The sequence below is a fragment of the Blautia sp. AF26-2 genome (assembly GCF_003460955.1).
Taxonomy (GTDB): Bacteria; Bacillota; Clostridia; order Lachnospirales; family Lachnospiraceae; genus Fusicatenibacter; species Fusicatenibacter saccharivorans.
This window is the reverse complement of the sequence record NZ_QTWD01000007.1, coordinates 55,161-73,845: the sequence shown is the minus strand read 5'-3', so window position 1 is coordinate 73,845 and position 18,685 is coordinate 55,161. Positions and strand designations below refer to the sequence as shown.

Here is an 18,685-nt window from a genome sequence, read left to right as displayed (position 1 = left end):
TTTCTTCCCCCTATTCTTTCACCGACTGGTTACTTTTCCGGCCTTCTTTTTCTTTTCCATAGCCGTACTTTCCGTAACCATAACCATATTTTCCGTAGCCATAACCGCCATAGGTGCTGTATCCGTAGCCTGTCGCACCCTCCGGCACGCCGTTCAGTACATAGCCGCAGACCGGAATTTGCGAATCCTCGAAGAATTCCAGTGCCCGCTGTACTTCACGGTCCTTGGTAGTTCCCTGGTGTACGACAAGAACTGCAGAATCTGCGATTCCGCCCAAAAGGGATGCATCCGACAGTACTCCGCACGGCGGCGTATCAATAATCAGAAGATCCGCATCCTCTTTCAATTCTTCGATCAGCGTTTTCATCCGCGCGGAACGCAGCAGGCCGGCCGGATTTTGTGTACTTCCGACACCCGGCAGAATTTTCAGCGACAGATCCCGATAATCGGTAAGTGCCTCATCCAGGCTGATCTGTCCTTTCAGCACTCCTATGATTCCACGTCCCTTCCGCTCGGAAAGTCCGATACACTTCAATACCGACGGATTTCGCAGATCTCCGTCCAGCAGCACTACGCGGTATTTTTTCTTTGCGAATGCTTCTGCGAGATTCACGGCAACGGTTGTCTTTCCCTCTCCCGGCACAGAGCTTGTCACAAGCAGAACCGGGCAGTCGGCTTTTCCAAGCCCGTCCTCTGTTCTTGTCCGGATGAGCTGCATCGCTTCTTTGAAGGAATCCGGCACTTTGGGGTTACAGATCGTGATGGTCTGTTCTTTTACGTTGCTTCGTTTCTTAATTTTCGCCTCCGGCAGATTTCCAAGGAACGTTGCGTTCGTCAGCTTTTTCACGTCCTCTGCCTGGCGAATTGTTTTTCTTGTTCTCACATAGATGAAAATCAAAAGCAGTGCAACGGCAAGTCCCGCCGCTGCTCCGATCATTCCGGCATATACCGCATCCTGGCTGTTGATCGGGGATACCGGTACGCCGCTGTCGTCTACCACCGTCAGCGTTGTCGCACCGATTATGTACTCTGCTACCTCCGGATAATTGGTTATGACGGACTGAAGTACGCGATATGCCGTATCCGGTGAAGAATCTTTGACGCGAATCGTGAACAGGTTGGTGTTTTCCATCACACTCGCCTCAATTTGGGATGTCACTGCTCCCACCTGAAGATCCCGTGCCACAACATCCTTTAATACACCGCTTGTTACGATATAAGGAAAGGTTTTTCCAAGCTGCTGCGCCGTCACATTGTCATAATAGGAATAGCCGACCGCGCGGTTTGATCCGACCACAAATGAGGTGTATGCCTCATACATGGGCTGATACCGCAGCTTTGCCGTCAGAAAGGAGCCGCCTCCCATGAGGATCACAAGAATCAGCACGCCCAAAAAGAATTTTCGGAATGCCTGGAAATATTCTGCCAGAAAGGCGATCAGATCGATTTTCTCCGGTTCCGCCGAATAGGTTTCATACGTTTCTCTGCTCATGCTCTTTGCTCCCTCTTATCGTTCTGCCCTGCTGTAGGTGCCGTATCCATATCCATAACCGTAGCTGTTGCCGATCCGCTCACCGAATCCCGGATAAACATTTCCAAATACACAGCCGATCACTTTTTCCTCTTTCTGGTTCAATGCATCAATCGCGTCGTTGATATCCCTCGTCAGTGCGCCGTCCTGCCGTACGGAAAGAACTGCCGCATCGGCATACTCTGCAAGCTCTTCTGCATCCGCCGTCATTCCCATCGGCGGCGTATCCAGAATAATGTAGTCCATATTGGTCCGGCATGTCTCCAGAATCCGGTGGAAAATCTCACCGCCGATTGCAAGCGACGGCTCTTCCAGACGATTACGGCAGATTCCGGTATATACGTTGGTATCCTTGTGTTTCTCAAAAACGCCGGATGCCGACTCTTTTCCGAGGACAACCTTTCCGAAATCCTTTCCGTCTTTTTCCGGAATCTCAAAGATTTTATGTAACGCCGGCTGTCGGAAATCGCAGTCCAAAAGCAGTACACGGTTCTGCTCTTCTGCAAGGGCAAGCGCCAGATTTGCCGCAAGGGTCGATTTTCCTTCATTTTCCGCCACACTGGTCACCAGCAGCACTTTTCCGCCTTTTCGGTCCAGACGCCCCCGCACACGCGATGCAATACGCTTTAAGGATTCCACATACAGAAAGCTCCGCGCCGGATTGGTAATCAGCATGGAGCTGTTTTTCTTCTTCTTTTCGTGATACACAACGCCCAGCAGGTCCGCATCAATTTTGCGGGTGAATTCTGCCTCATTTTTGACGGTATCCCGCAGAAAGGAAAAGAGTCCGATGAGTGCCGCCATAGCAAGGGCTGCCGCAAGAAATGCGGTCGCGGCATACTTTTTGGTCGGAATCTGGTTCGATGGCACGCCGGAAACCTGCGGCTGCTGCAGTGTCTCCAACACTACATTCGGAATAATATAGTCGGAAATGCTCGTATAATTGTTCAGTACCGACTTTAAGATCCGAAATGCCATTTCCGGCGAATCTGCGGTCACAGACAGCTCCATCAGATTGGATTCCGGCACAATGGAATCATTCATTTTTGCCGGAAACGAGGACAAGCTAAGCTCCTCCATCACTTTTTTCTTCAAAATCGTATTTTCCAGAATTGCTTCAAATTTCTGTGCCATCTCATATGTGGCCGACAGGCTCGATGCCGCATTGGCATCCACCCCGCGTCCCATAACGGCAAATGTGGTTTTCACCGTATACCGGTCTTTGTGTACAGTCGCCATCACAGTATAGGTTATCATCGCCGCCGAACAGGCAATCAGAAGGATGACCCACCAGTTTTTTGCAATGTCGCACAGGATACTTCGGAGATCCCAGTCTGTTTTGCTGCTCTGCCCGTTTCCTGTTCTGTCGTATTCTCCCATCTGGATCCCCCCCTATTCGTTTACACAGACGATCAGGCGGACGGAGCTAGTCTGCCCATCCTCCGCTGTCGCAGTGTATGTCACTTCATAAACACCCGCACTTCCGGTATCGACCGGATTGTCAATGGAAAACTGGTTTTCTCCCAGGAGCTCTTCTTCATACGAAGCTGCATGAAGCGCACCGTCTTCTCTCTTTTCATACAGCATCTGATCCACACTCACGCTTTCCAGATATGCCTGCGGATCAAATGGCTGCTGCAGATCCAGATGAATCAGGTAATCGCTCAGGGTAATCTGCGGCTTTCCGTTCTCCTCTGCCGGATCATAGAGTTCTACTGTCACCGGAAGACTTGTCACATCTCCGGCGCGGTTTGCAACCGAATATGTCACGTGGTACAGTCCCGGTGTACTGCTGATCTCATCCTCGTAAGAAATCCGGATGCGGTCGGTAATCGTTCCGTCCAGGCAGTCCTCCGCGGAAAGTCCCTCTGTCAGATCATCTGCATTCAGGCTGAACCGCAGCGGGCGATCCAGGGAAAAGACCGGTGAGGTGTAATCATTATACACCAGTTCCCGCTCCGCATGCGTAACGTGGTTATCGGAATCAAAGGCGACGATACTGATTTTCCGCCGCCCTTTTTCCACAAAATTCGAAATATGTTCCACAGCAAGAGAACTCGTCACATCGCCGTCTTTTTTATCGTAAGCAGTTACCCCGGCCAGAAGTTCTGACTCCTCTGCATGGATGCTGGCAGAAATCTCACTGTTGTCCATCGTAATTTCCGGCCCTTTTCCGTCTTTTCCCGTCTGCTGCCGCACCAGACACCCGCCAAAGGCAAGTGTGGAAGCCAGAAACAGAATGAGAACTGCCGCTCTCGTTTTGTGCATATCAAAGATGCTCCTTTCGTTTCTGTAACGCCATTCTTCCTGTTTTTAGAGGAACCAGCGTCTTTTCCGTTTTCATTCCGGGGACGGTTCATAGAAAATCTGACGGTCCTCCAGGATTCTTCTCGGATTCACTTTCACTAAAAGCTGTGCATACGCTTCTCCATACCGCTCCTCCAGAAACTGCCGGACCGGCCGCATGTCCGTGGTCCGGTAATCAGCTCCGTGGGCATCGCTTGCCACACAGCCCGCAAGGCGGTTTTCCAGTAGAAACCTTGCTGTCCGCTCCGCCTCTTCTCCAAATCTTCCAAACACGCTTCCTTTGTTGATCTGCAAAACCGCGCCCATTTCCCGGAATTCGTATAGAAGCTCCGGTGTATCCTGCACGCAGAAATACCGCTCCGGATGCGCCAGCACCGGGATTTTTCCCATCGCCGGAAATTCCAGCAGCCGCTTTCTGATTCCGTCCGGCGCCATATCAAACGGCACCTCGATCAGATAATAGCGGCTCTCATGGAGCGGTATCAGCTTTCTCTCTCTGATTTTTTTCCCCAGCGGTCCGATGCTCATGATTTCCATACCGCGCACCAGGCTGATGGGAATGTGTTCTCTGTTGATTTCCCTCTCCAGACGGTAAAATTGCTCTTCTAACTGTTCCGATTCGTAGTTGACGTATCCGTCCTCCACGCCTTCGATTCCCGTCTGGTTTGCATGCGGCGTCACCGCGAGGATACGCACCCCGCTTTGTGCCGCCATTTCTGCCATTTCAAGGGAGGTGGACAAATTCGGGGATCCGTCGTCCACTCCCGGCAGAATATGTACATGAAGGTCCGTCATCCCTGTTTTTCTCCTTCGTACTGGTATTCCGGTACCATTTTCTTTACCAGATAACAGATGTCCGGACATTCGTTTTCCGCTTCCTTCGCGAGTTCCTTTATCTGCTCCCGGAATACCTTCTCGTCAAATGCAATCTGTCTGCCGATAAAAATCCGGCTGTTTTCTGTGGTCTGCATGCCCTCTTCATTCATCAGAAGTTCCTCATACAGCTTTTCGCCGGGTCGCAGGCCAATGTATTTGATCTTGATTTCTTTTTCCGGCTCATATCCGGAAAGGCGGATCATATTTTTTGCCAGATCTGCGATTCTGACCGGATCTCCCATATTCAGGACAAAGATCTGACCGTTTTTCGCATAGGCGCCTGCCTCAAGTACCAGGCTGACTGCCTCCGGAATCGTCATAAAATATCGAATGATATCCGGATGCGTAACCGTCACCGGACCGCCGTGTTCGATCTGACGGCGGAACAGCGGAATGACACTTCCGTTGCTTCCCAGTACATTTCCAAAGCGCACTGCTGCAAACTCTGTCGTGCTGTGTCTTCCGATCAGCTGAATCACCATCTCACAGAGCCGCTTGCTCGCTCCCATGATGTTGGTCGGGTTGACTGCCTTGTCTGTTGATATCAGGATAAACTTCTTTACCTGATAATGGCTCGCTGTGCGCGCCGTTTTTAAGGTTCCAATAACATTGTTTTTAATCGCTTCATTCGGGCTGTCCTCCATCAGCGGCACATGCTTGTGGGCTGCTGCGTGAAAGACGATGTCCGGCCGGTACTTCGAAAAAATTGATTCCAGCCTCCGCTCATCCCGCACAGAACCAATCAGTACTGTCAACTTGAGATCTGGGAACTCCCATTCCAGAGATTTCTGGATCTGGTACGCATTGTTTTCGTAAATGTCAAAAATGATCAGATGCCCGACGTCGTGTCCGGCCAGCTGGCGGCAGATCTCACTTCCGATCGAACCGCCTCCGCCTGTTACCAGGATTGTTTTTCCCTTCACATAGCCCAGGATTGCATCGAGATCCACCTGGATGGGATCTCTTGGCAGCAAATCCTCAATTTTTATTTTCTTTCTGATCTTTTTTTCTTCCTTCATAGCTCCCACTCTCATTCTGTTGCGTTTTTCTCCCGTATTCAGTTATCCTGTTCCTGCAGACAATCTTCCAGTAAATACAGCATTTCAAGTGCTGAACGAAAACCTGCTTTCTGTTTTCCGCAGATCAGAAATCCCTGCAGACTACAGTGCTGTCGGAACTGAATCTGAATACTGACCATACGCTCAGTTCCGGCTGGAAGCGTTGTATCCTGATTGTTCTTCATTTCATCTGTAAATTCCCACTCTTCTTTTTCCCCTTCTGAAAGGCTCCGCATACAGCTTCCTGCATCCGGCATGCCGAGCAGGTCATAAATGCGGTTCATCCGAAGCAGCATTTCTCCGTATCCCTCAAACGGAATGTCATAATGAAGCAGCGGCAGCCGGATCACTCCTTTGGAATGGCTTCCCTTCACTTCCTGAAAGCATAAAAATAATGCTGCATCTGCTGTTGTATGTACTTTTTCTCTGATTGTTTCTACTTCTCTGTTCATATTTCTCTCCATATGATATTTATTCTTTTACGGTAATGTTATATGTAATAATTATTTTTGGAATATTATACCAAATCAATCTCGCATCGTCAATCTTCTCTGCCTCCTTTTCTTTCGATTTTCTTTTGATCTTTCTGCTGTTTTTTCTGCCTATCGTTCCTTTTTTTACTTTTTTCGACTCTTTAAGCCATCCGGCGTCGTTATCTGTCGAACGATTTTAACAGAAGTGCGGCAATTCGGCTTGAATGAGATCCTGCCACTATGCTAAACTACATTTTGTAATTTTATGACGTTTGCTGTAATGCTCCCTCCTACTTTTATTTTGTACCCTATCATGTTTCTTTGCGCCGGACAACCGCTTCGACTCGAACGGCTGCACTTCGACGCAAACGGTATGCTTTCCAGGAGGTGTTTTCTTGTATTCCAAATTAATATTCCCACTCGATCCGAACGATGCTGTTCTGCTCGAAATTCCAGTCATTATCTCACAGGGTGTTTCCCAAAAATACCGGCTGGCGCTCGACGACCTGATTTACGTTGAGGCCTGCCAGCACCGACTGATTCTCCACACCATTCAGGGAGATTTTACAACCCGCTGCACGTTTACCGACCTGACGGTCTGCCTTACACCAAGTGATCGTTTTTTCCACGGCGGAAAAGGTCTGCTGATCAACTTTGCCCATGTTTCCCTTGTACAGGTAACCGGCGAAATTCTGCTGAAAAACGGGCAGATCATTTTCTGCAGCCGTCGACGGAGGCGTGAGACCCGGGAAGCCTTCCTGGTCTACGCCGGAGCAGGAAAGTTTTCCTACGAAACGATATAAAAAAACAGGAGGGCTGCCGCACGAAGAAAAATTTCCACAAAATATAGATTTTGTAGTGTTTTCGCTTCGTGCGACAGCCTCTCCTGTTAATATATGTTTTTGCTTAATGCTTGTCTGCTGCAAGCTCCATTCGATCTGCAAACTGTGTATAAAAATCTGTATTTCCGTCATACGGAAGCAGATAAAACAGCTTCAGAATGTTCATGCTGATCTGCTGCCGGAATGCATCGTCCTCGCTTTCGCGCGCCGCATTCTGTTTTTCCTTCAGATAATAATGCCATTTTGTCGTAAAGGCTTCGTATTTCCCAAGCTCCGGCGTATCGAGCCAGCGGCGGACCTTGACCTTTGTCTTGTTCTCCTTCGGACATTCGTTCACCTGAAGGAAATAAGAAAATGTTCCATCCTCATACAGCCGACCCAGCGGAAACATCCGACAGAAGCCCGGGCGTGCATCGTGGATGCTGCAGCGGCCTTCTTCATTTAAAAAGCTGCACCGGTCTGACTGCTCTGTCATCTTCAGATGTGGCAGAATAACACCGTCCACGACACGAAGCGCCACGTTCCCAGCCAGCAAAATCTCTTCCATCGTCTTTCCCAGCTTTTTCTCCAGGCGGTAGACATCCATCGGGTCGAGTACAATCGAATCTCCCATCCCATGACAGCAGGCGGAGCATCCGCGGCAGTCGTCGCAGCCCACTTTTACAAGATCATTAGCTCCGTATCGTTTTCCATCTGAAATTTTATCTATCTCTACATTTCGTTCCATTTTTTCTTCCTATCTTTTCTCTTAATCCTTGCTTTTGGTCTCTTCTCTCGATCTTTGCTTTTAATCCTTGCTTTTGATCTTTGCTTTTGATCTTCGCTTTTGATCTTTGCTTTCGATCCTTGCTTTCGGTCTTTTCTCCCGATCTTTATTTCTTCCTCACATTTCTACTCCCACAACATGCAGTACCTCGTCCTTTACCTGGAATTTGATTTCCATTCCCGCAAAGGAAAGTCCGTAGACGCGTTCTTCGCTGTTCTGATACGATGGACGCGGATCCTGCTCCAGCACTTTTTTCAGCGCCGCACGGTGGTCTGCCGGAACCTTTTCCAGCAGCTCGTCCGGAATCTCAACCGGAATAAAGTATTCTTTCGTCTTTTCCGTAAAGCTGCCAAGTGCCTCCACGTGACTGTCTACATGCGGCAGATACGGTTTGATATCCAGAATCGGTGTGCCGTCCATCAGATCTGCTCCCGTAAGGTGCAATACCGGACCAAGCGACGGATGCTGCTCCACATATTCCAGCTTTACCGAAGAAAGACCGATCGGATTCGGACGGAACGGCGAACGCGTAGCAAATACGCCGACACGCTTATTTCCGCCAAGCCGCGGCGGCCGCACCATCGGAGACCAGGTATCCCGCACGGCTTCCGAAAACTCCCAGATCAACCAGAGATGGGAATATTCTTCCAGCCCCCTCAGTGCATTTGCATCGCGGAACTCCGGTTCAAAAACGATCGTACTCTTTAGTTCTTCGATCAGTCCGCTCTGCCTCGGAATCCCGAATTTTTCCGGGAAATCCGTGTGGATTCGGGCGATCACCTTCATTGCAATTTCTTCTGCCACGTTTCTTACTCCTTTTCTTTCCTGCATCTTCTCTTCTATTTCGCATGGCTCTGAATCATTACCATATGTTTTATCTTAACATTTTGTTTTTGAAAAGTCCACCATGCGCATTCCCCTTCGCCGACTCCCCTGCGGATACTACACGTTACGGGTCACGCAGAGCCTGCCAGACGGTGACTTATACTCCAAGCTCCCGCATGCTTTTCAGCAGCTCCTCGATCTGTTCTGCTGTTTCCTTTACTTTCTCTTCCATCCCGATCAGTTCCCTGCGGTACATCTGTTTTTTCTCCGTCACATCCAGCGCATGTACCGTCTGGACCAGAAATGTTTCTGCCTTTGACTGAAGCTCTTCCGGCAGATGTGTCTCTTTCAGACGGTTTCGAAAGCTTTCCAGATCCTTTCCAGCCGCTCTTAAATACTGATTCATATGAAGCCCCGTGTGGCGCATCCTTGCACGCCCCTCGCTTCGCACCCTGGCATACGTTTTCTGGCTTTTTGCTGCATACAGTGTCATCTGTACATACATCAGGCTGGTCAGTGCCTTTTCTCCTGTCATTGCAGTTTCGTACAATTCTTTTTTTACTCTTTGGCTGCTCATACATTCCTCTCTCTCCGCCACGCTTCTTTCGCTGGCAACGGATGGCAGTTCATGTTTGGTATTCAGGAGTCGAAGGATAAAAAAAGACTCCTATCATGACATCTGCCACAATAAAAGTCTTGCGTTCTCATTTGATACGGATGTTTCTCAACATCGGCTGACGGTTTCAAACCCGCACGGGATGTTTTTATTTCAGATCCCGCGGCGTTTCGCTACTCCCTTTTATTTGTTGAGATGAATCTTAGCACACTTATTGCTAAATTGCAAGCATATTTTTTGCATATCATGCATGATTTCATGCATCCTATTATTTTTGACGGTGTTTCTTCCTATATAAATGGAATGCCGGAAAGCATACGGTTCCCACCATTAAAATAAGGAAAACCACATCCGCATATAGCTTCACATATTCTGCCGCCTGCTCCCATGCAGCGCCGACCGCTGCACCGATGCCAACCAGAAGAAGATTCCAGACCGTACTCCCGACTATGGTATATAGCAGAAATCCCGGCATCTTCATCCCCGCCATGCCGGCCGGAACCGAGATGAGACTTCGGATGATCGGAATGCATCGGCCGAGCAGCACAGCCCGCTGCCCCTTTTTCTGAAACCAGGCAATGGTCTTCCAGGCATCCTCTGCCCGAAACCCCAGAAGCTTCATCGGCCGGCTCTCGAGCAGCTCGGCAAGCCCTTCCGGGCTGACGAGGGTTCCGGCTCCGTACAGCACCAGCGCGCCAAGCAGTGAGCCCGCCGTAGATGCCAGCACAACCCCCGCCGGGTGCAGCCGAGTACACGTTGTCAGAAAACCGCCAAAGGTCAGAATCACCTCGGAGGGAATCGGTGGAAATACATTTTCCACCGCAATCAGAATCAGAATACCAAGATAGCCAAAACGGTTGACCATATCCAGAATCACGCTCTGCAAATTTTTCTCTTCCTTTTCATTTCCGGCATAGAAACCTCTTCCCCGCAGCTGCCAGATAGCCGGTTTTCCGGTCTTATCGGTTTTCCTGCCGGAAATGCTCTTTTTCTTCTCCTGCATTTTATGCGCCTTTTCCACGGTGCATGAATCCTTTTTGACTACTTCTTTACAATTCCGTCAGATTTTCTTCCTTTTGTTTTCATGTTCTCTTCAGAAAAGCTTTATCCCGTGTACACATTCTGGTCACAATTTTCCCGTATACTAATCTTATCAACAACAAAGGAAGTAAAAAACAACCTCCATTGTTTCTCTATAAATAAACCGGAGACGGCAAAGCATTTCTGGAAGCACGTCTCCAACGCCAACCTTTCTAATAGATAGATTTCTTTTTCATACCGCCGGGGCTTCAACCAAGTCCCGGCCTCTCTCCTTTTGGGGAGATTTTTTTTGTAACGATTCAGATCCATGCGAAATTCCGGAAAAATCGCGAATCATGCTTGCGCGAAGGAGTGCTTTTTCTGAATCGCTTCTATTCCTGCCGCATTTTTTTCTTGCACGTGACTTTTCTCTATAGTAAAATAAAATCAGTTGTTTGTAACTCTTCAGAACCCAATGGGGAAAACTTTGCATCATCCCTGCAGGAATGATCCGTTTCTTTCAAACAAATACCATGGAAAAAAGGGAGAAAAATACCATGAAAATTGGATTTGACAATGAAAAATACCTGAAAATGCAGTCCGAGCACATCCGCGACCGCATCAACCAGTTTGACAACAAGCTGTATCTGGAATTCGGTGGAAAGCTGTTCGACGATTTCCACGCATCCCGCGTTCTTCCGGGCTTTGCACCGGATGCCAAACTGCGCATGCTGATGCAGCTCTCCGACCAGGCTGAGATCGTAATGGCGATTTCCGCAGCCGATATTGAGAAAAACAAAATCCGCGGCGACCTCGGCATCACCTATGACAGCGACGTGCTCCGTCTGATTGATGAGTTCCGCGGACGCGGCCTCTATGTCGGCAGTGTTGTCATCACGCAGTATTCCGGACAGCACAGTGCAGACGCTTTCAAGAAGAGACTGCAGAAGCTCGGCATCCCGGTTTACATTCACTACACGATTCCGGGCTACCCGCATAATGTGCCGCTGATCGTGAGCGATGAGGGATACGGAAAGAACGAGTACATCGAGACAACCCGCCCGCTCGTTGTCGTTACCGCACCGGGACCGGGAAGCGGAAAGATGGCAACCTGCCTTTCCCAGCTTTACCATGAGCACAAACGCGGTGTAAACGCCGGCTATGCAAAATATGAGACCTTCCCGATCTGGAATCTGCCGCTGAAGCACCCGGTCAACCTGGCTTACGAGGCTGCTACCGCCGATCTGAACGATGTCAACATGATCGACCCGTTCCACCTCGAGGCATACGGCGTGACAACCGTCAACTACAACCGTGATGTTGAGATTTTCCCGGTTCTGCGCGCGATCTTCCAGCAGATTTTCGGCGAGAGCCCGTACAAATCCCCGACAGACATGGGTGTCAACATGGCCGGAAACTGCATTATCGATGATGAGGCATGCCGCGAGGCTTCCCGTCAGGAGATCATCCGCCGCTACTACACTGCTGTGGACGGTATCGCAGACGGCTCCCGCTCCGAGACTGAGGCTTACAAAATCGAGCTTCTGATGAAACAGGAAAACATCGTTGCCGCAGACCGTACCACCGTTTCCCCGGCTCTTGTTCGTGCCGAGGCGACCGGCGCACCGGCCGCTGCCATGGAACTTCCGGACGGACGCGTCATCACCGGAAAGACCGGCGATCTGCTCGGATCGAGCGCGGCGCTTCTGCTGAATGCATTAAAAGAGCTCTCCGGCATCGACCATGACGTACATGTTCTCTCACCGGAATCCATCGCTCCGATCCAGACCCTGAAAACCAAATACCTCGGAAGCAAGAACCCGCGTCTTCATACCGACGAGGTTCTGATTGCGCTGTCTGCTACTGCTGCACAGAGCGAGGATGCACAGAAAGCACTCTCCTGCCTGCCGCAGTTAAAGGGCTGCCAGGTGCACTCCAGCGTTATGCTCTCCGATGTGGACCGCAAAATGTTCCAGCGTCTGGGATGCGATCTGACCTGTGAGCCGAAATTTCAGTAAATAATTTTTATATCTTGGACATAAAAATCCAGGGCATACGGTACTTTCCGTACCTGCCCTGGATTTTTTCTTTTCCGGCTTCTGTTTATAAATTTTCTTTTCCGAATCCCATTGGCAGCAGCTCCTCGAGTGTCATTTCTTTCCAGGAACCGTCGCCCTTGCAGAGAAGGACGAGAAATTCGTTCGGATCAACGAATTCCCGCAGCACCTGACGGCAGACACCGCACGGTGTGCAGAAATCCTCCGGCTCTGCCTCTCCCGGGCCGCCGCAGACGGCGATCGCGTCAAATTCCGTTATGCCCTCGGATACGGCTTTGAAGACCGCGGTGCGCTCCGCGCAGTTTGTCGGTGTATACGCCGCATTTTCAATGTTGCAACCGGTATAAATCGCTCCATTCTTTGCCAGAACCGCCGCGCCTACGCGGAATTTCGAATACGGCACATACGCAAATTTCCGCGCTGCCAGAGCCTGTTTTACCAGCTCCTGTTTTATTTCTGTACTGATTTCCTGTTTCATATCCAGCATCCCCTTTCCAGTATCCCCTTATTTTTTCTTTCTTATTTCTGATCTTCCCGGATCAGAATCCGCAGTGCCTCGATGGCTACCTGAATCGCACCTTCCGTATCGTGCGTAATGTGGTTCTCCATGCCGCGTTTCACTCTCTCCTGATTTCCCATCACAAGAAAATCCGATCCGGCACGGACGCCGCGGGCACTTGCCACGATAAAGAGTGCCGCCGATTCCATCTCTGACGCTTTGCATCCAAGCTTCATCCATGCATCCCATTTTTTCAGCAGCTCATCGCCGACCGGCATCTGCTCCGGGTCGTGCTGGCCGTAGAAGGAATCCTTGCACTGTACCACGCCCGCATGCCATTTTTTCCCAAGATTCTTTGCCGCCTGCACCAGCGCATTCGTCACGGTAAGGTCTGCGACTGCCGGGAACTCGATCGGTGCGTATTCCTTTGACGTTCCCTCCGCACGGATCGCTCCCGTTGCCACCACGATATCGCCGCCCTCTACATCGAGTGCCATACCGCCGCATGTTCCGACGCGGATAAACGTATCGGCGCCGCACTGGATCAGCTCTTCCATCGCGATGGAAGCCGACGGACCGCCGATGCCGGTAGATGTAACGGAAACCTTTACACCGTCCAAAGTACCCGTATAAGTCACAAATTCCCGGCTGTCTGCGACGAGCACCGGGTTCTCAAAGTAAGCTGCAATTTTTTTACACCGTTTGGGATCTCCCGGCAGAATCACGTACCGTCCCACATCGCCTTTTCGGATCTGCAGATGATACTGCAGCCCTTCTTCTCCTGAATAATTCTGCATATGCAAAAACCTCCTTTGTATTTTCGTATTCTCATAGTTCTATTTTACCACAGGCCGTACCGCAAATACAAGGCTTGACACCATTTCACCGCCCCTTTCATTACGGATATAATCACGTTCCGCAGTTGCCTTTTCCCATTCGGGATGCTACAATAGGCACAGAAACCAGAGTTCTTACTTTCATTTTTACAAGGAGGGATTATTTTATGAGTTCCTATGTCATCAGCTGCTGCTCTACAGCAGACCTTACCGAAGAACATTTCTCCAAACGGGAAATCTCATACATCTGTTTCCATTACAAATTAAATGACACCGAGTACGCGGACGATCTCGGCAAGTCCATGCCGTTCGATCAGTTTTATGCCGCCATGGCCGCCGGCGCTTCCACAAAAACATCCCAGGTGAATGCCGATGAATTTGAAGCCTATTTTGAAACATTCCTGCAGGACGGCAAAGACATTCTCCACGTCTGCCTCTCCTCCGGCATTTCCGGTGTCCTGAATTCTGCGATGATCGCCAAAGCCGACCTTGAAGAGCGCTACCCGGAACGGAAAATCCTCATCGTGGATTCCCTCGGCGCTTCCTCCGGCTATGGTCTTCTGATGGACCGCCTTGCCGACCTGCGCGATGAAGGAAAACCGCTGGAAGAGGTTTACGATTTTGCGATGAAAAACCGCCTCAAAGTCCATCACTGGTTCTTCTCCACGGACCTCACCTTCTACGTGCGCGGCGGCCGCATCTCCAAAGCCTCCGGCGCAATCGGCGGCCTCCTCGGTATCTGCCCGCTGCTCAACATGGACAACGAAGGCCGTCTGATTCCGCGGTTTAAAATCCGTACGAAGAAAAAAGTCATCAAAAAAATCGTCGACCAGATGGAAGAAAACGCCGAGGGCGGCCTCTCCTACTCCGGCAAATGCTACATTTCCCAGTCCGCCTGCTACGACGATGCGCGGGCCGTTGCGGATCTTATCGAGGAACGCTTTCCCAATCTGAACGGAAAAGTCGAGATCAACAACATCGGAACCACCATCGGCAGCCACACAGGGCCAGGAACCGTGGCATTGTTTTTCTGGGGAAAAGAACGGGTGGATTAACTCTCCTGCACTTCCATCTATAGCAAGACCCGAAAATAATGCAAAAAAGGCAGTGCTGCAGAGCGCGAATTGCAAGGAACAGATTTGAAGGCGTACCGGGGTACGACGAAAATCTGTGACGCAGTAATTCACGCTCTGCGGTGCTGAATTTTTTGCATTATTTTCGGGTCTTGCTATAAAAACAGGGAAGAAAAAAGCTCTGTCCATTTGGGCAGAGCCTTCTTGTTTTCCTTCTATTCTTCTATCTTCCCTCTCCAACATTTCCGCACCAGTGCAAACACCAGATACCCGATGGCTGCTCCAAGCGTATTCGTCACAACATCATCTAACTGGCAGAAGCCGCGCTCTGTTAAAAGCTGCACAGTTTCCAACATCATGCTCATGGCAAATGCCGCATACACACAGTACCACCATCTCCGAAGAAACGGCACCGCCGCTGGCAGTAATACACCGAACGGCAGAAACATCAGAATATTTTCCACAAAATACCGGTCCGGCAGACACTGGTTTCCCCAGGTTTCAAACAGCTTCAAATCCACACCGGTTCTCGAACCCGGTTCTCTCGAAAGCAGTGTAATCGAAATCAGCATGGCAAAATAGACGGCTACCAGAAACCACGCCAGAAGCTGCCCGCCGTGCAGCGCACGGTACTGCTCCAGCCGTTTCCGTTTCTTCTGGATCTGCTGATTTTTCCACGCTGCTGCAACCGTCACAAAGCCGACACCGACTGCAACGGCATGCGGCAGATACCGGAATGTATTAAAAATATCCTGTTCTATCGTCGTCAGATAAAGAGGAATTGCCATTTACATCACCTTCCGTATTTTCGCGGCTGATCGGAAACACCCGCGAGATAATCGAGACTGCAGTCATACAGCTTTGCCAGCGTAATCAGACAGTCCAATGGAATCTCACGGATGCCTTTTTCATACCGGTTGTAGGTGTCCGGGTGACTGAAAATCTTCCGCGCCGCCTGCGTCATCGAGTAACCGCGTTCCAGACGGAGCTCTTTCAGCCGGATCAGCATTTTCTCCCGCCCCGGCGTTTCTTCTATTTTTCTGTGCATTACTTTCCTTCTTTTTCCTGCTCCGTTTCCGCCGCTGCTTTTTCTGCCTCCGGCACATACCCCGGATTGTCGTCGTATCCTTCCAGGAAATTGTGGCGGATGCCGTGCTGCTTGTAGCCGACCACGGTGTCAATGTTGACATTTTCGACACTGCGGAAAATATTGCTCTCCACGAACGGATTCTCCTTTTTCAGGTTTTTGATCAGTTCCTTAATCTCCACGCGTTTCGAACGATTCTCCTCGTTATTGCAGGTCGTGCAGGTATCGGTAAACTTGCAGGCACACTGGATGAAATGCAGACCGTTATAATCTCTCCACGCCTTGATATCATCCTCGCGCACCAGATACAGCGGGCGGATCAGCTCCATGCCCTCGAAGTGGATGCTGTGAAGCTTCGGCATCATCGTCTGCACCTGCGCACCGTAGAGCATTCCCATGAGGATCGTCTCGATGACATCATCGTAATGATGGCCGAGTGCAATCTTGTTGCAGCCGAGCTGCTGTGCAAAATGATACAGATGGCCGCGGCGCATTCTCGCGCAGAGATAACACGGGGAATTTTCCACATGGTAGACCGAATCGAAAATGTCTGTCTCGAAAATGGTGATCGGAATGTGGAGGCTCTTTGCGTTGTCCTCGATCACTTTGCGGTTCTCCGGGCTGTATCCCGGATCCATGACAACGAATTTTACTTCGAAATCAAATTTATTGTGAAGCTTTAACTCCTGAAAGCATTTCGCCATCAGCATCGAATCTTTTCCGCCGGAAATACAGACGGCAATTCTGTCACCCGGCTTTACCAGCTCGTACGTGTTGATCGCTTTCGTAAATTTGGACCAGATCGACTTTTTGAACTTCTTGCGGAGACTCTTCTCGACATCCGCCGCCTTGTCCTGCTCCTCCGGCGCGCTCATCACGTCCATCAGCCAGGCGATGTAACCGCCCTCCAGACTCACAGCGTCCCAGCCCTTCTCCTGCAGTTCTTCCGCAGCAGCCACACTGAACCGGCCGCGGCTGCAGCAGATAATCGTCTTTTTGCTCCGGTCAATCGCATCACTTGTCTCGATTTCTTCTGTCTTCATCCCAAGCGCTCCCGGAATCGCGCCGTGGGAGATCTCTACCGCATCGCGGATATCGACGATCTGATAGCTTGACGGATCGAGCTCTTTTAGTTCTTTTATTGAAATACTGGTACTCATGTAATTTTTCCTTTTCTAATTTAAAATGCCTTACTTTTCTTCATTCTTTCATTGTATCGTTTTTTCTGTGGCTGTCAAGAAAAAACGCGCAAAAACGGGGAGTCTCTGAACATTCGTTTCAAATCCTCCCCCACTTTTTTATTTTTTCCGAATATCCGCCATCGTCTTCAGCAGAAGTTCTTTCTTCCAGAAGACCAGCCCTGCACTTGCGAGCAGAATCGCGTAACGCAGGATTCTGTACGGGAAAATAAGATTGCAGATGATGCTTGCTCCAATCAGAAAAACGGAGCACGCCACAAGAAATCCTGGACTCATCAGATTTTCCTGGATTCCTTCGTTCACCAGAATCCGTTTGCTCACAATATAATGGCCGACCGAATACAGCATATAGCATGCCAGCGTCGTGTAACCGGCCGCGATGTAACCGAACAGGCGGATAAAAATAAAGTTCAGCACCACATTCGCTCCAGCCGCCGCCATGGATGCAGCCATCAGAAACTGTGTTTTTTCATAATAAAACTGCGGCATCGAGAGAATATTATAAATGAAGATAAAGAACACACTCGCTGCCACCGGCGGAATGACGTACACCGCCTCGCGGTACTTCGGTGATCCGAAAATCAGCACCAGCTCCGGGCTGATCAGCATCAGCGCCACGGCTATGCCGACCACTACAATGCTCAGCAGCTGCAGCACCTTCCGCATCGAGCGGATGTCGCCCTTTTTGATCTTGCTGTACATCCACGGTGTCAATGCACTGTTCATACCGCTGATGAAAAGCTGCACCAGCATACCAATGCTGTACGCCAGCCCGTACAGCGCAACTTCCGTCTTTCCAACCATCTTGTCGATCATGATGCGGTCGCCCTGATTCAGGATAATACCGGACAGATAATGCGGCACAATCGGAATTCCGATCCGCAGTGCGTAGCCCCAGTATTCCTTCGAAAAGAACTCTTTTCCTTTGCAGAACTGGAACACAATAATCGGCACACAGATGCAGACCTGCACCCCGACGATACCTAAGATCCGCATCATGGCCGTACCGCCGTTGATACGGATCAGCACCAGGCTCGCGATCGGGTTCATCAGCGCCTGCAGAATCGTCACGCAGACCAGAATCCGGTACCGATACTCAAACCGCTGCCGCCCCGACCAGTAAGAAAGCGCCGGACTCAGCAGCGCTTCCAGAAACATCAACAAAATCATGGATTTCGGCAGATTTAAAATCTTCTCCCAGAAACCCGACGTAAAACAATACAATGCAAAAACCGCACCCGTAATCACAAGCGTCAGTCCCTGCATTGCAGATGTATATTCATCCCGCTGCTTCTCGTACTTTGCCATCGCATTGTCATAAACACCATTGAACAGGTACAGCGATGTCATAATCGTCAAAATCTGCAGCCAGGACAGATAAACCGTATAGGTTCCGTACTCCTCGGTGCTCATCAGACGCGTGAAAATCGGAACTGTGATGAACGAAATGCCCTTCTGTAAGAAACTGCAGATCGTAAACCAAAGCGCCGCCTTCGCCTGGACGGAGAGAGAACGGTATTTTGAAGTAATGTTCATGTAAAATAGAACTCCTTGCTGTTGGTTATTTGCGTGTTTTATGTTAACACAAAATGGGGGGGACTGCAAGAGGAACATCCATTA

Annotated in this window: 18 protein-coding genes and 1 pseudogene; 3 read left to right on the top strand and 16 right to left on the bottom strand. The window is 50.0% G+C overall.

The window, feature by feature from the left end:
• Positions 1–10: 10 nt before the first annotated feature.
• The 6 genes and pseudogenes from DWY63_RS10365 to DWY63_RS10340 all read right to left on the bottom strand — a co-directional run bounded on the left by DWY63_RS10365 (position 11) and on the right by DWY63_RS10340 (position 6,224).
• Positions 11–1,492, bottom strand: a complete 1,482-nt coding sequence (locus tag DWY63_RS10365; RefSeq protein WP_022461010.1) for a polysaccharide biosynthesis tyrosine autokinase — start codon at positions 1,490–1,492, stop codon at positions 11–13.
• A 15-nt stretch (positions 1,493–1,507) separates the two neighbouring features.
• A complete protein-coding gene (locus DWY63_RS10360) occupies positions 1,508–2,911 on the bottom strand; it encodes a polysaccharide biosynthesis tyrosine autokinase (protein WP_022461011.1) in 1,404 nt (467 codons plus the stop codon).
• A gap of 12 nt (positions 2,912–2,923) precedes the next feature.
• The gene (locus DWY63_RS10355; RefSeq protein WP_022461012.1) at positions 2,924–3,799 is read right to left on the bottom strand and encodes a hypothetical protein; all 876 of its coding nucleotides are present in this window, start codon (positions 3,797–3,799) and stop codon (positions 2,924–2,926) included.
• 72 nt (positions 3,800–3,871) lie between these two features.
• Positions 3,872–4,633, bottom strand: coding sequence for a tyrosine-protein phosphatase (locus tag DWY63_RS10350; RefSeq protein WP_117802036.1), 762 nt, complete (start codon positions 4,631–4,633; stop codon positions 3,872–3,874).
• A pseudogene (locus tag DWY63_RS10345) lies at positions 4,630–5,709 on the bottom strand (UDP-N-acetylglucosamine 4,6-dehydratase family protein); the annotation flags it as partial. The gene DWY63_RS10350 and the pseudogene DWY63_RS10345, both read right to left, overlap by 4 nt.
• A 62-nt stretch (positions 5,710–5,771) precedes the next feature.
• Positions 5,772–6,224 (bottom strand): hypothetical protein, encoded by a 453-nt coding sequence (locus DWY63_RS10340; RefSeq protein WP_022461015.1) that lies wholly within the window; start codon positions 6,222–6,224, stop codon positions 5,772–5,774.
• A gap of 416 nt (positions 6,225–6,640) precedes the next feature.
• Between DWY63_RS10340 and DWY63_RS10335 the strand changes: the two genes are divergently transcribed.
• Positions 6,641–7,048 (top strand): LytTR family DNA-binding domain-containing protein, encoded by a 408-nt coding sequence (locus DWY63_RS10335; RefSeq protein ID WP_022461016.1) that lies wholly within the window; start codon positions 6,641–6,643, stop codon positions 7,046–7,048.
• 103 nt (positions 7,049–7,151) lie between these two features.
• On the opposite strand, the gene DWY63_RS10330 is transcribed toward DWY63_RS10335, so the two are convergent.
• From DWY63_RS10330 to DWY63_RS10315, 4 genes are all read right to left on the bottom strand, one after another.
• Positions 7,152–7,814, bottom strand: a complete 663-nt coding sequence (locus DWY63_RS10330; RefSeq protein WP_117802034.1) for a YkgJ family cysteine cluster protein — start codon at positions 7,812–7,814, stop codon at positions 7,152–7,154.
• 156 nt (positions 7,815–7,970) lie between these two features.
• On the bottom strand, positions 7,971–8,657 hold the full coding sequence (gene tsaA, locus DWY63_RS10325; RefSeq protein WP_117509440.1) for a tRNA (N6-threonylcarbamoyladenosine(37)-N6)-methyltransferase TrmO: 687 nt from the start codon (positions 8,655–8,657) through the stop codon (positions 7,971–7,973).
• Positions 8,658–8,835: 178 nt separating this feature from the next.
• Positions 8,836–9,255 (bottom strand): hypothetical protein, encoded by a 420-nt coding sequence (locus DWY63_RS10320; RefSeq protein ID WP_117509394.1) that lies wholly within the window; start codon positions 9,253–9,255, stop codon positions 8,836–8,838.
• 307 nt (positions 9,256–9,562) lie between these two features.
• Entirely contained in the window at positions 9,563–10,297 is a 735-nt protein-coding gene (locus DWY63_RS10315) for a DedA family protein (protein ID WP_319638341.1), read from the bottom strand.
• 574 nt (positions 10,298–10,871) lie between these two features.
• Between DWY63_RS10315 and DWY63_RS10305 the strand changes: the two genes are divergently transcribed.
• Positions 10,872–12,332 (top strand): DUF1846 domain-containing protein, encoded by a 1,461-nt coding sequence (locus DWY63_RS10305; protein ID WP_117802108.1) that lies wholly within the window; start codon positions 10,872–10,874, stop codon positions 12,330–12,332.
• Between the two features lie 85 nt (positions 12,333–12,417).
• Here DWY63_RS10305 and DWY63_RS10300 read toward each other — a convergent pair whose 3' ends face one another.
• Positions 12,418–12,849 (bottom strand): cytidine deaminase, encoded by a 432-nt coding sequence (locus tag DWY63_RS10300; RefSeq protein WP_117760908.1) that lies wholly within the window; start codon positions 12,847–12,849, stop codon positions 12,418–12,420.
• Positions 12,850–12,890: 41 nt separating this feature from the next.
• Positions 12,891–13,667 (bottom strand): uridine phosphorylase, encoded by a 777-nt coding sequence (udp, locus tag DWY63_RS10295; protein ID WP_055220432.1) that lies wholly within the window; start codon positions 13,665–13,667, stop codon positions 12,891–12,893.
• A 206-nt stretch (positions 13,668–13,873) separates the two neighbouring features.
• On the opposite strand from udp, the gene DWY63_RS10290 reads away from it, so the two are divergent.
• Complete coding sequence (locus DWY63_RS10290) at positions 13,874–14,761, top strand: DegV family protein (RefSeq protein WP_117802033.1); 888 nt, start codon at positions 13,874–13,876, stop codon at positions 14,759–14,761.
• A 233-nt stretch (positions 14,762–14,994) separates the two neighbouring features.
• On the opposite strand, the gene DWY63_RS10285 is transcribed toward DWY63_RS10290, so the two are convergent.
• The 4 genes from DWY63_RS10285 to DWY63_RS10270 all read right to left on the bottom strand — a co-directional run bounded on the left by DWY63_RS10285 (position 14,995) and on the right by DWY63_RS10270 (position 18,601).
• On the bottom strand, positions 14,995–15,567 hold the full coding sequence (locus DWY63_RS10285) for a VanZ family protein (protein ID WP_055220427.1): 573 nt from the start codon (positions 15,565–15,567) through the stop codon (positions 14,995–14,997).
• Positions 15,568–15,572: 5 nt separating this feature from the next.
• Positions 15,573–15,827 carry a helix-turn-helix domain-containing protein gene (locus tag DWY63_RS10280; RefSeq protein ID WP_242991123.1) on the bottom strand — a complete coding sequence of 85 codons (255 nt, stop codon included), beginning with the start codon at positions 15,825–15,827 and terminating at the stop codon, positions 15,573–15,575.
• Complete coding sequence (locus DWY63_RS10275) at positions 15,827–17,026, bottom strand: ATP-binding protein (protein WP_117802032.1); 1,200 nt, start codon at positions 17,024–17,026, stop codon at positions 15,827–15,829. Before DWY63_RS10275 ends, DWY63_RS10280 begins: the two co-directional genes overlap by 1 nt.
• Positions 17,027–17,164: 138 nt before the next feature.
• Positions 17,165–18,601 (bottom strand): lipopolysaccharide biosynthesis protein, encoded by a 1,437-nt coding sequence (locus DWY63_RS10270; RefSeq protein ID WP_055220423.1) that lies wholly within the window; start codon positions 18,599–18,601, stop codon positions 17,165–17,167.
• Between the last annotated feature and the right edge of the window lie 84 nt (positions 18,602–18,685).

What these genes read in the sequence shown, in the direction of transcription:
- DWY63_RS10270 (WP_055220423.1), bottom strand. Translation starts at nt 18,601, where the DNA reads ATGAACATTACTTCAAAATACCGTTCTCTCTCCGTCCAGGCGAAGGCG.
- DWY63_RS10280 (WP_242991123.1), bottom strand. Translation starts at nt 15,827, where the DNA reads ATGCACAGAAAAATAGAAGAAACGCCGGGGCGGGAGAAAATGCTGATC.
- DWY63_RS10340 (WP_022461015.1), bottom strand. Translation starts at nt 6,224, where the DNA reads ATGAACAGAGAAGTAGAAACAATCAGAGAAAAAGTACATACAACAGCA.
- DWY63_RS10355 (WP_022461012.1), bottom strand. Translation starts at nt 3,799, where the DNA reads ATGCACAAAACGAGAGCGGCAGTTCTCATTCTGTTTCTGGCTTCCACA.
- DWY63_RS10365 (WP_022461010.1), bottom strand. Translation starts at nt 1,492, where the DNA reads ATGAGCAGAGAAACGTATGAAACCTATTCGGCGGAACCGGAGAAAATC.
- udp (WP_055220432.1), bottom strand. Translation starts at nt 13,667, where the DNA reads ATGCAGAATTATTCAGGAGAAGAAGGGCTGCAGTATCATCTGCAGATC.
- DWY63_RS10315 (WP_319638341.1), bottom strand. Translation starts at nt 10,297, where the DNA reads ATGCAGGAGAAGAAAAAGAGCATTTCCGGCAGGAAAACCGATAAGACC.
- DWY63_RS10300 (WP_117760908.1), bottom strand. Translation starts at nt 12,849, where the DNA reads ATGAAACAGGAAATCAGTACAGAAATAAAACAGGAGCTGGTAAAACAG.
- DWY63_RS10330 (WP_117802034.1), bottom strand. Translation starts at nt 7,814, where the DNA reads ATGGAACGAAATGTAGAGATAGATAAAATTTCAGATGGAAAACGATAC.
- DWY63_RS10350 (WP_117802036.1), bottom strand. Translation starts at nt 4,633, where the DNA reads ATGACGGACCTTCATGTACATATTCTGCCGGGAGTGGACGACGGATCC.
- DWY63_RS10275 (WP_117802032.1), bottom strand. Translation starts at nt 17,026, where the DNA reads ATGAGTACCAGTATTTCAATAAAAGAACTAAAAGAGCTCGATCCGTCA.
- DWY63_RS10290 (WP_117802033.1), top strand. Translation starts at nt 13,874, where the DNA reads ATGAGTTCCTATGTCATCAGCTGCTGCTCTACAGCAGACCTTACCGAA.
- DWY63_RS10305 (WP_117802108.1), top strand. Translation starts at nt 10,872, where the DNA reads ATGAAAATTGGATTTGACAATGAAAAATACCTGAAAATGCAGTCCGAG.
- DWY63_RS10285 (WP_055220427.1), bottom strand. Translation starts at nt 15,567, where the DNA reads ATGGCAATTCCTCTTTATCTGACGACGATAGAACAGGATATTTTTAAT.
- DWY63_RS10320 (WP_117509394.1), bottom strand. Translation starts at nt 9,255, where the DNA reads ATGAGCAGCCAAAGAGTAAAAAAAGAATTGTACGAAACTGCAATGACA.
- DWY63_RS10360 (WP_022461011.1), bottom strand. Translation starts at nt 2,911, where the DNA reads ATGGGAGAATACGACAGAACAGGAAACGGGCAGAGCAGCAAAACAGAC.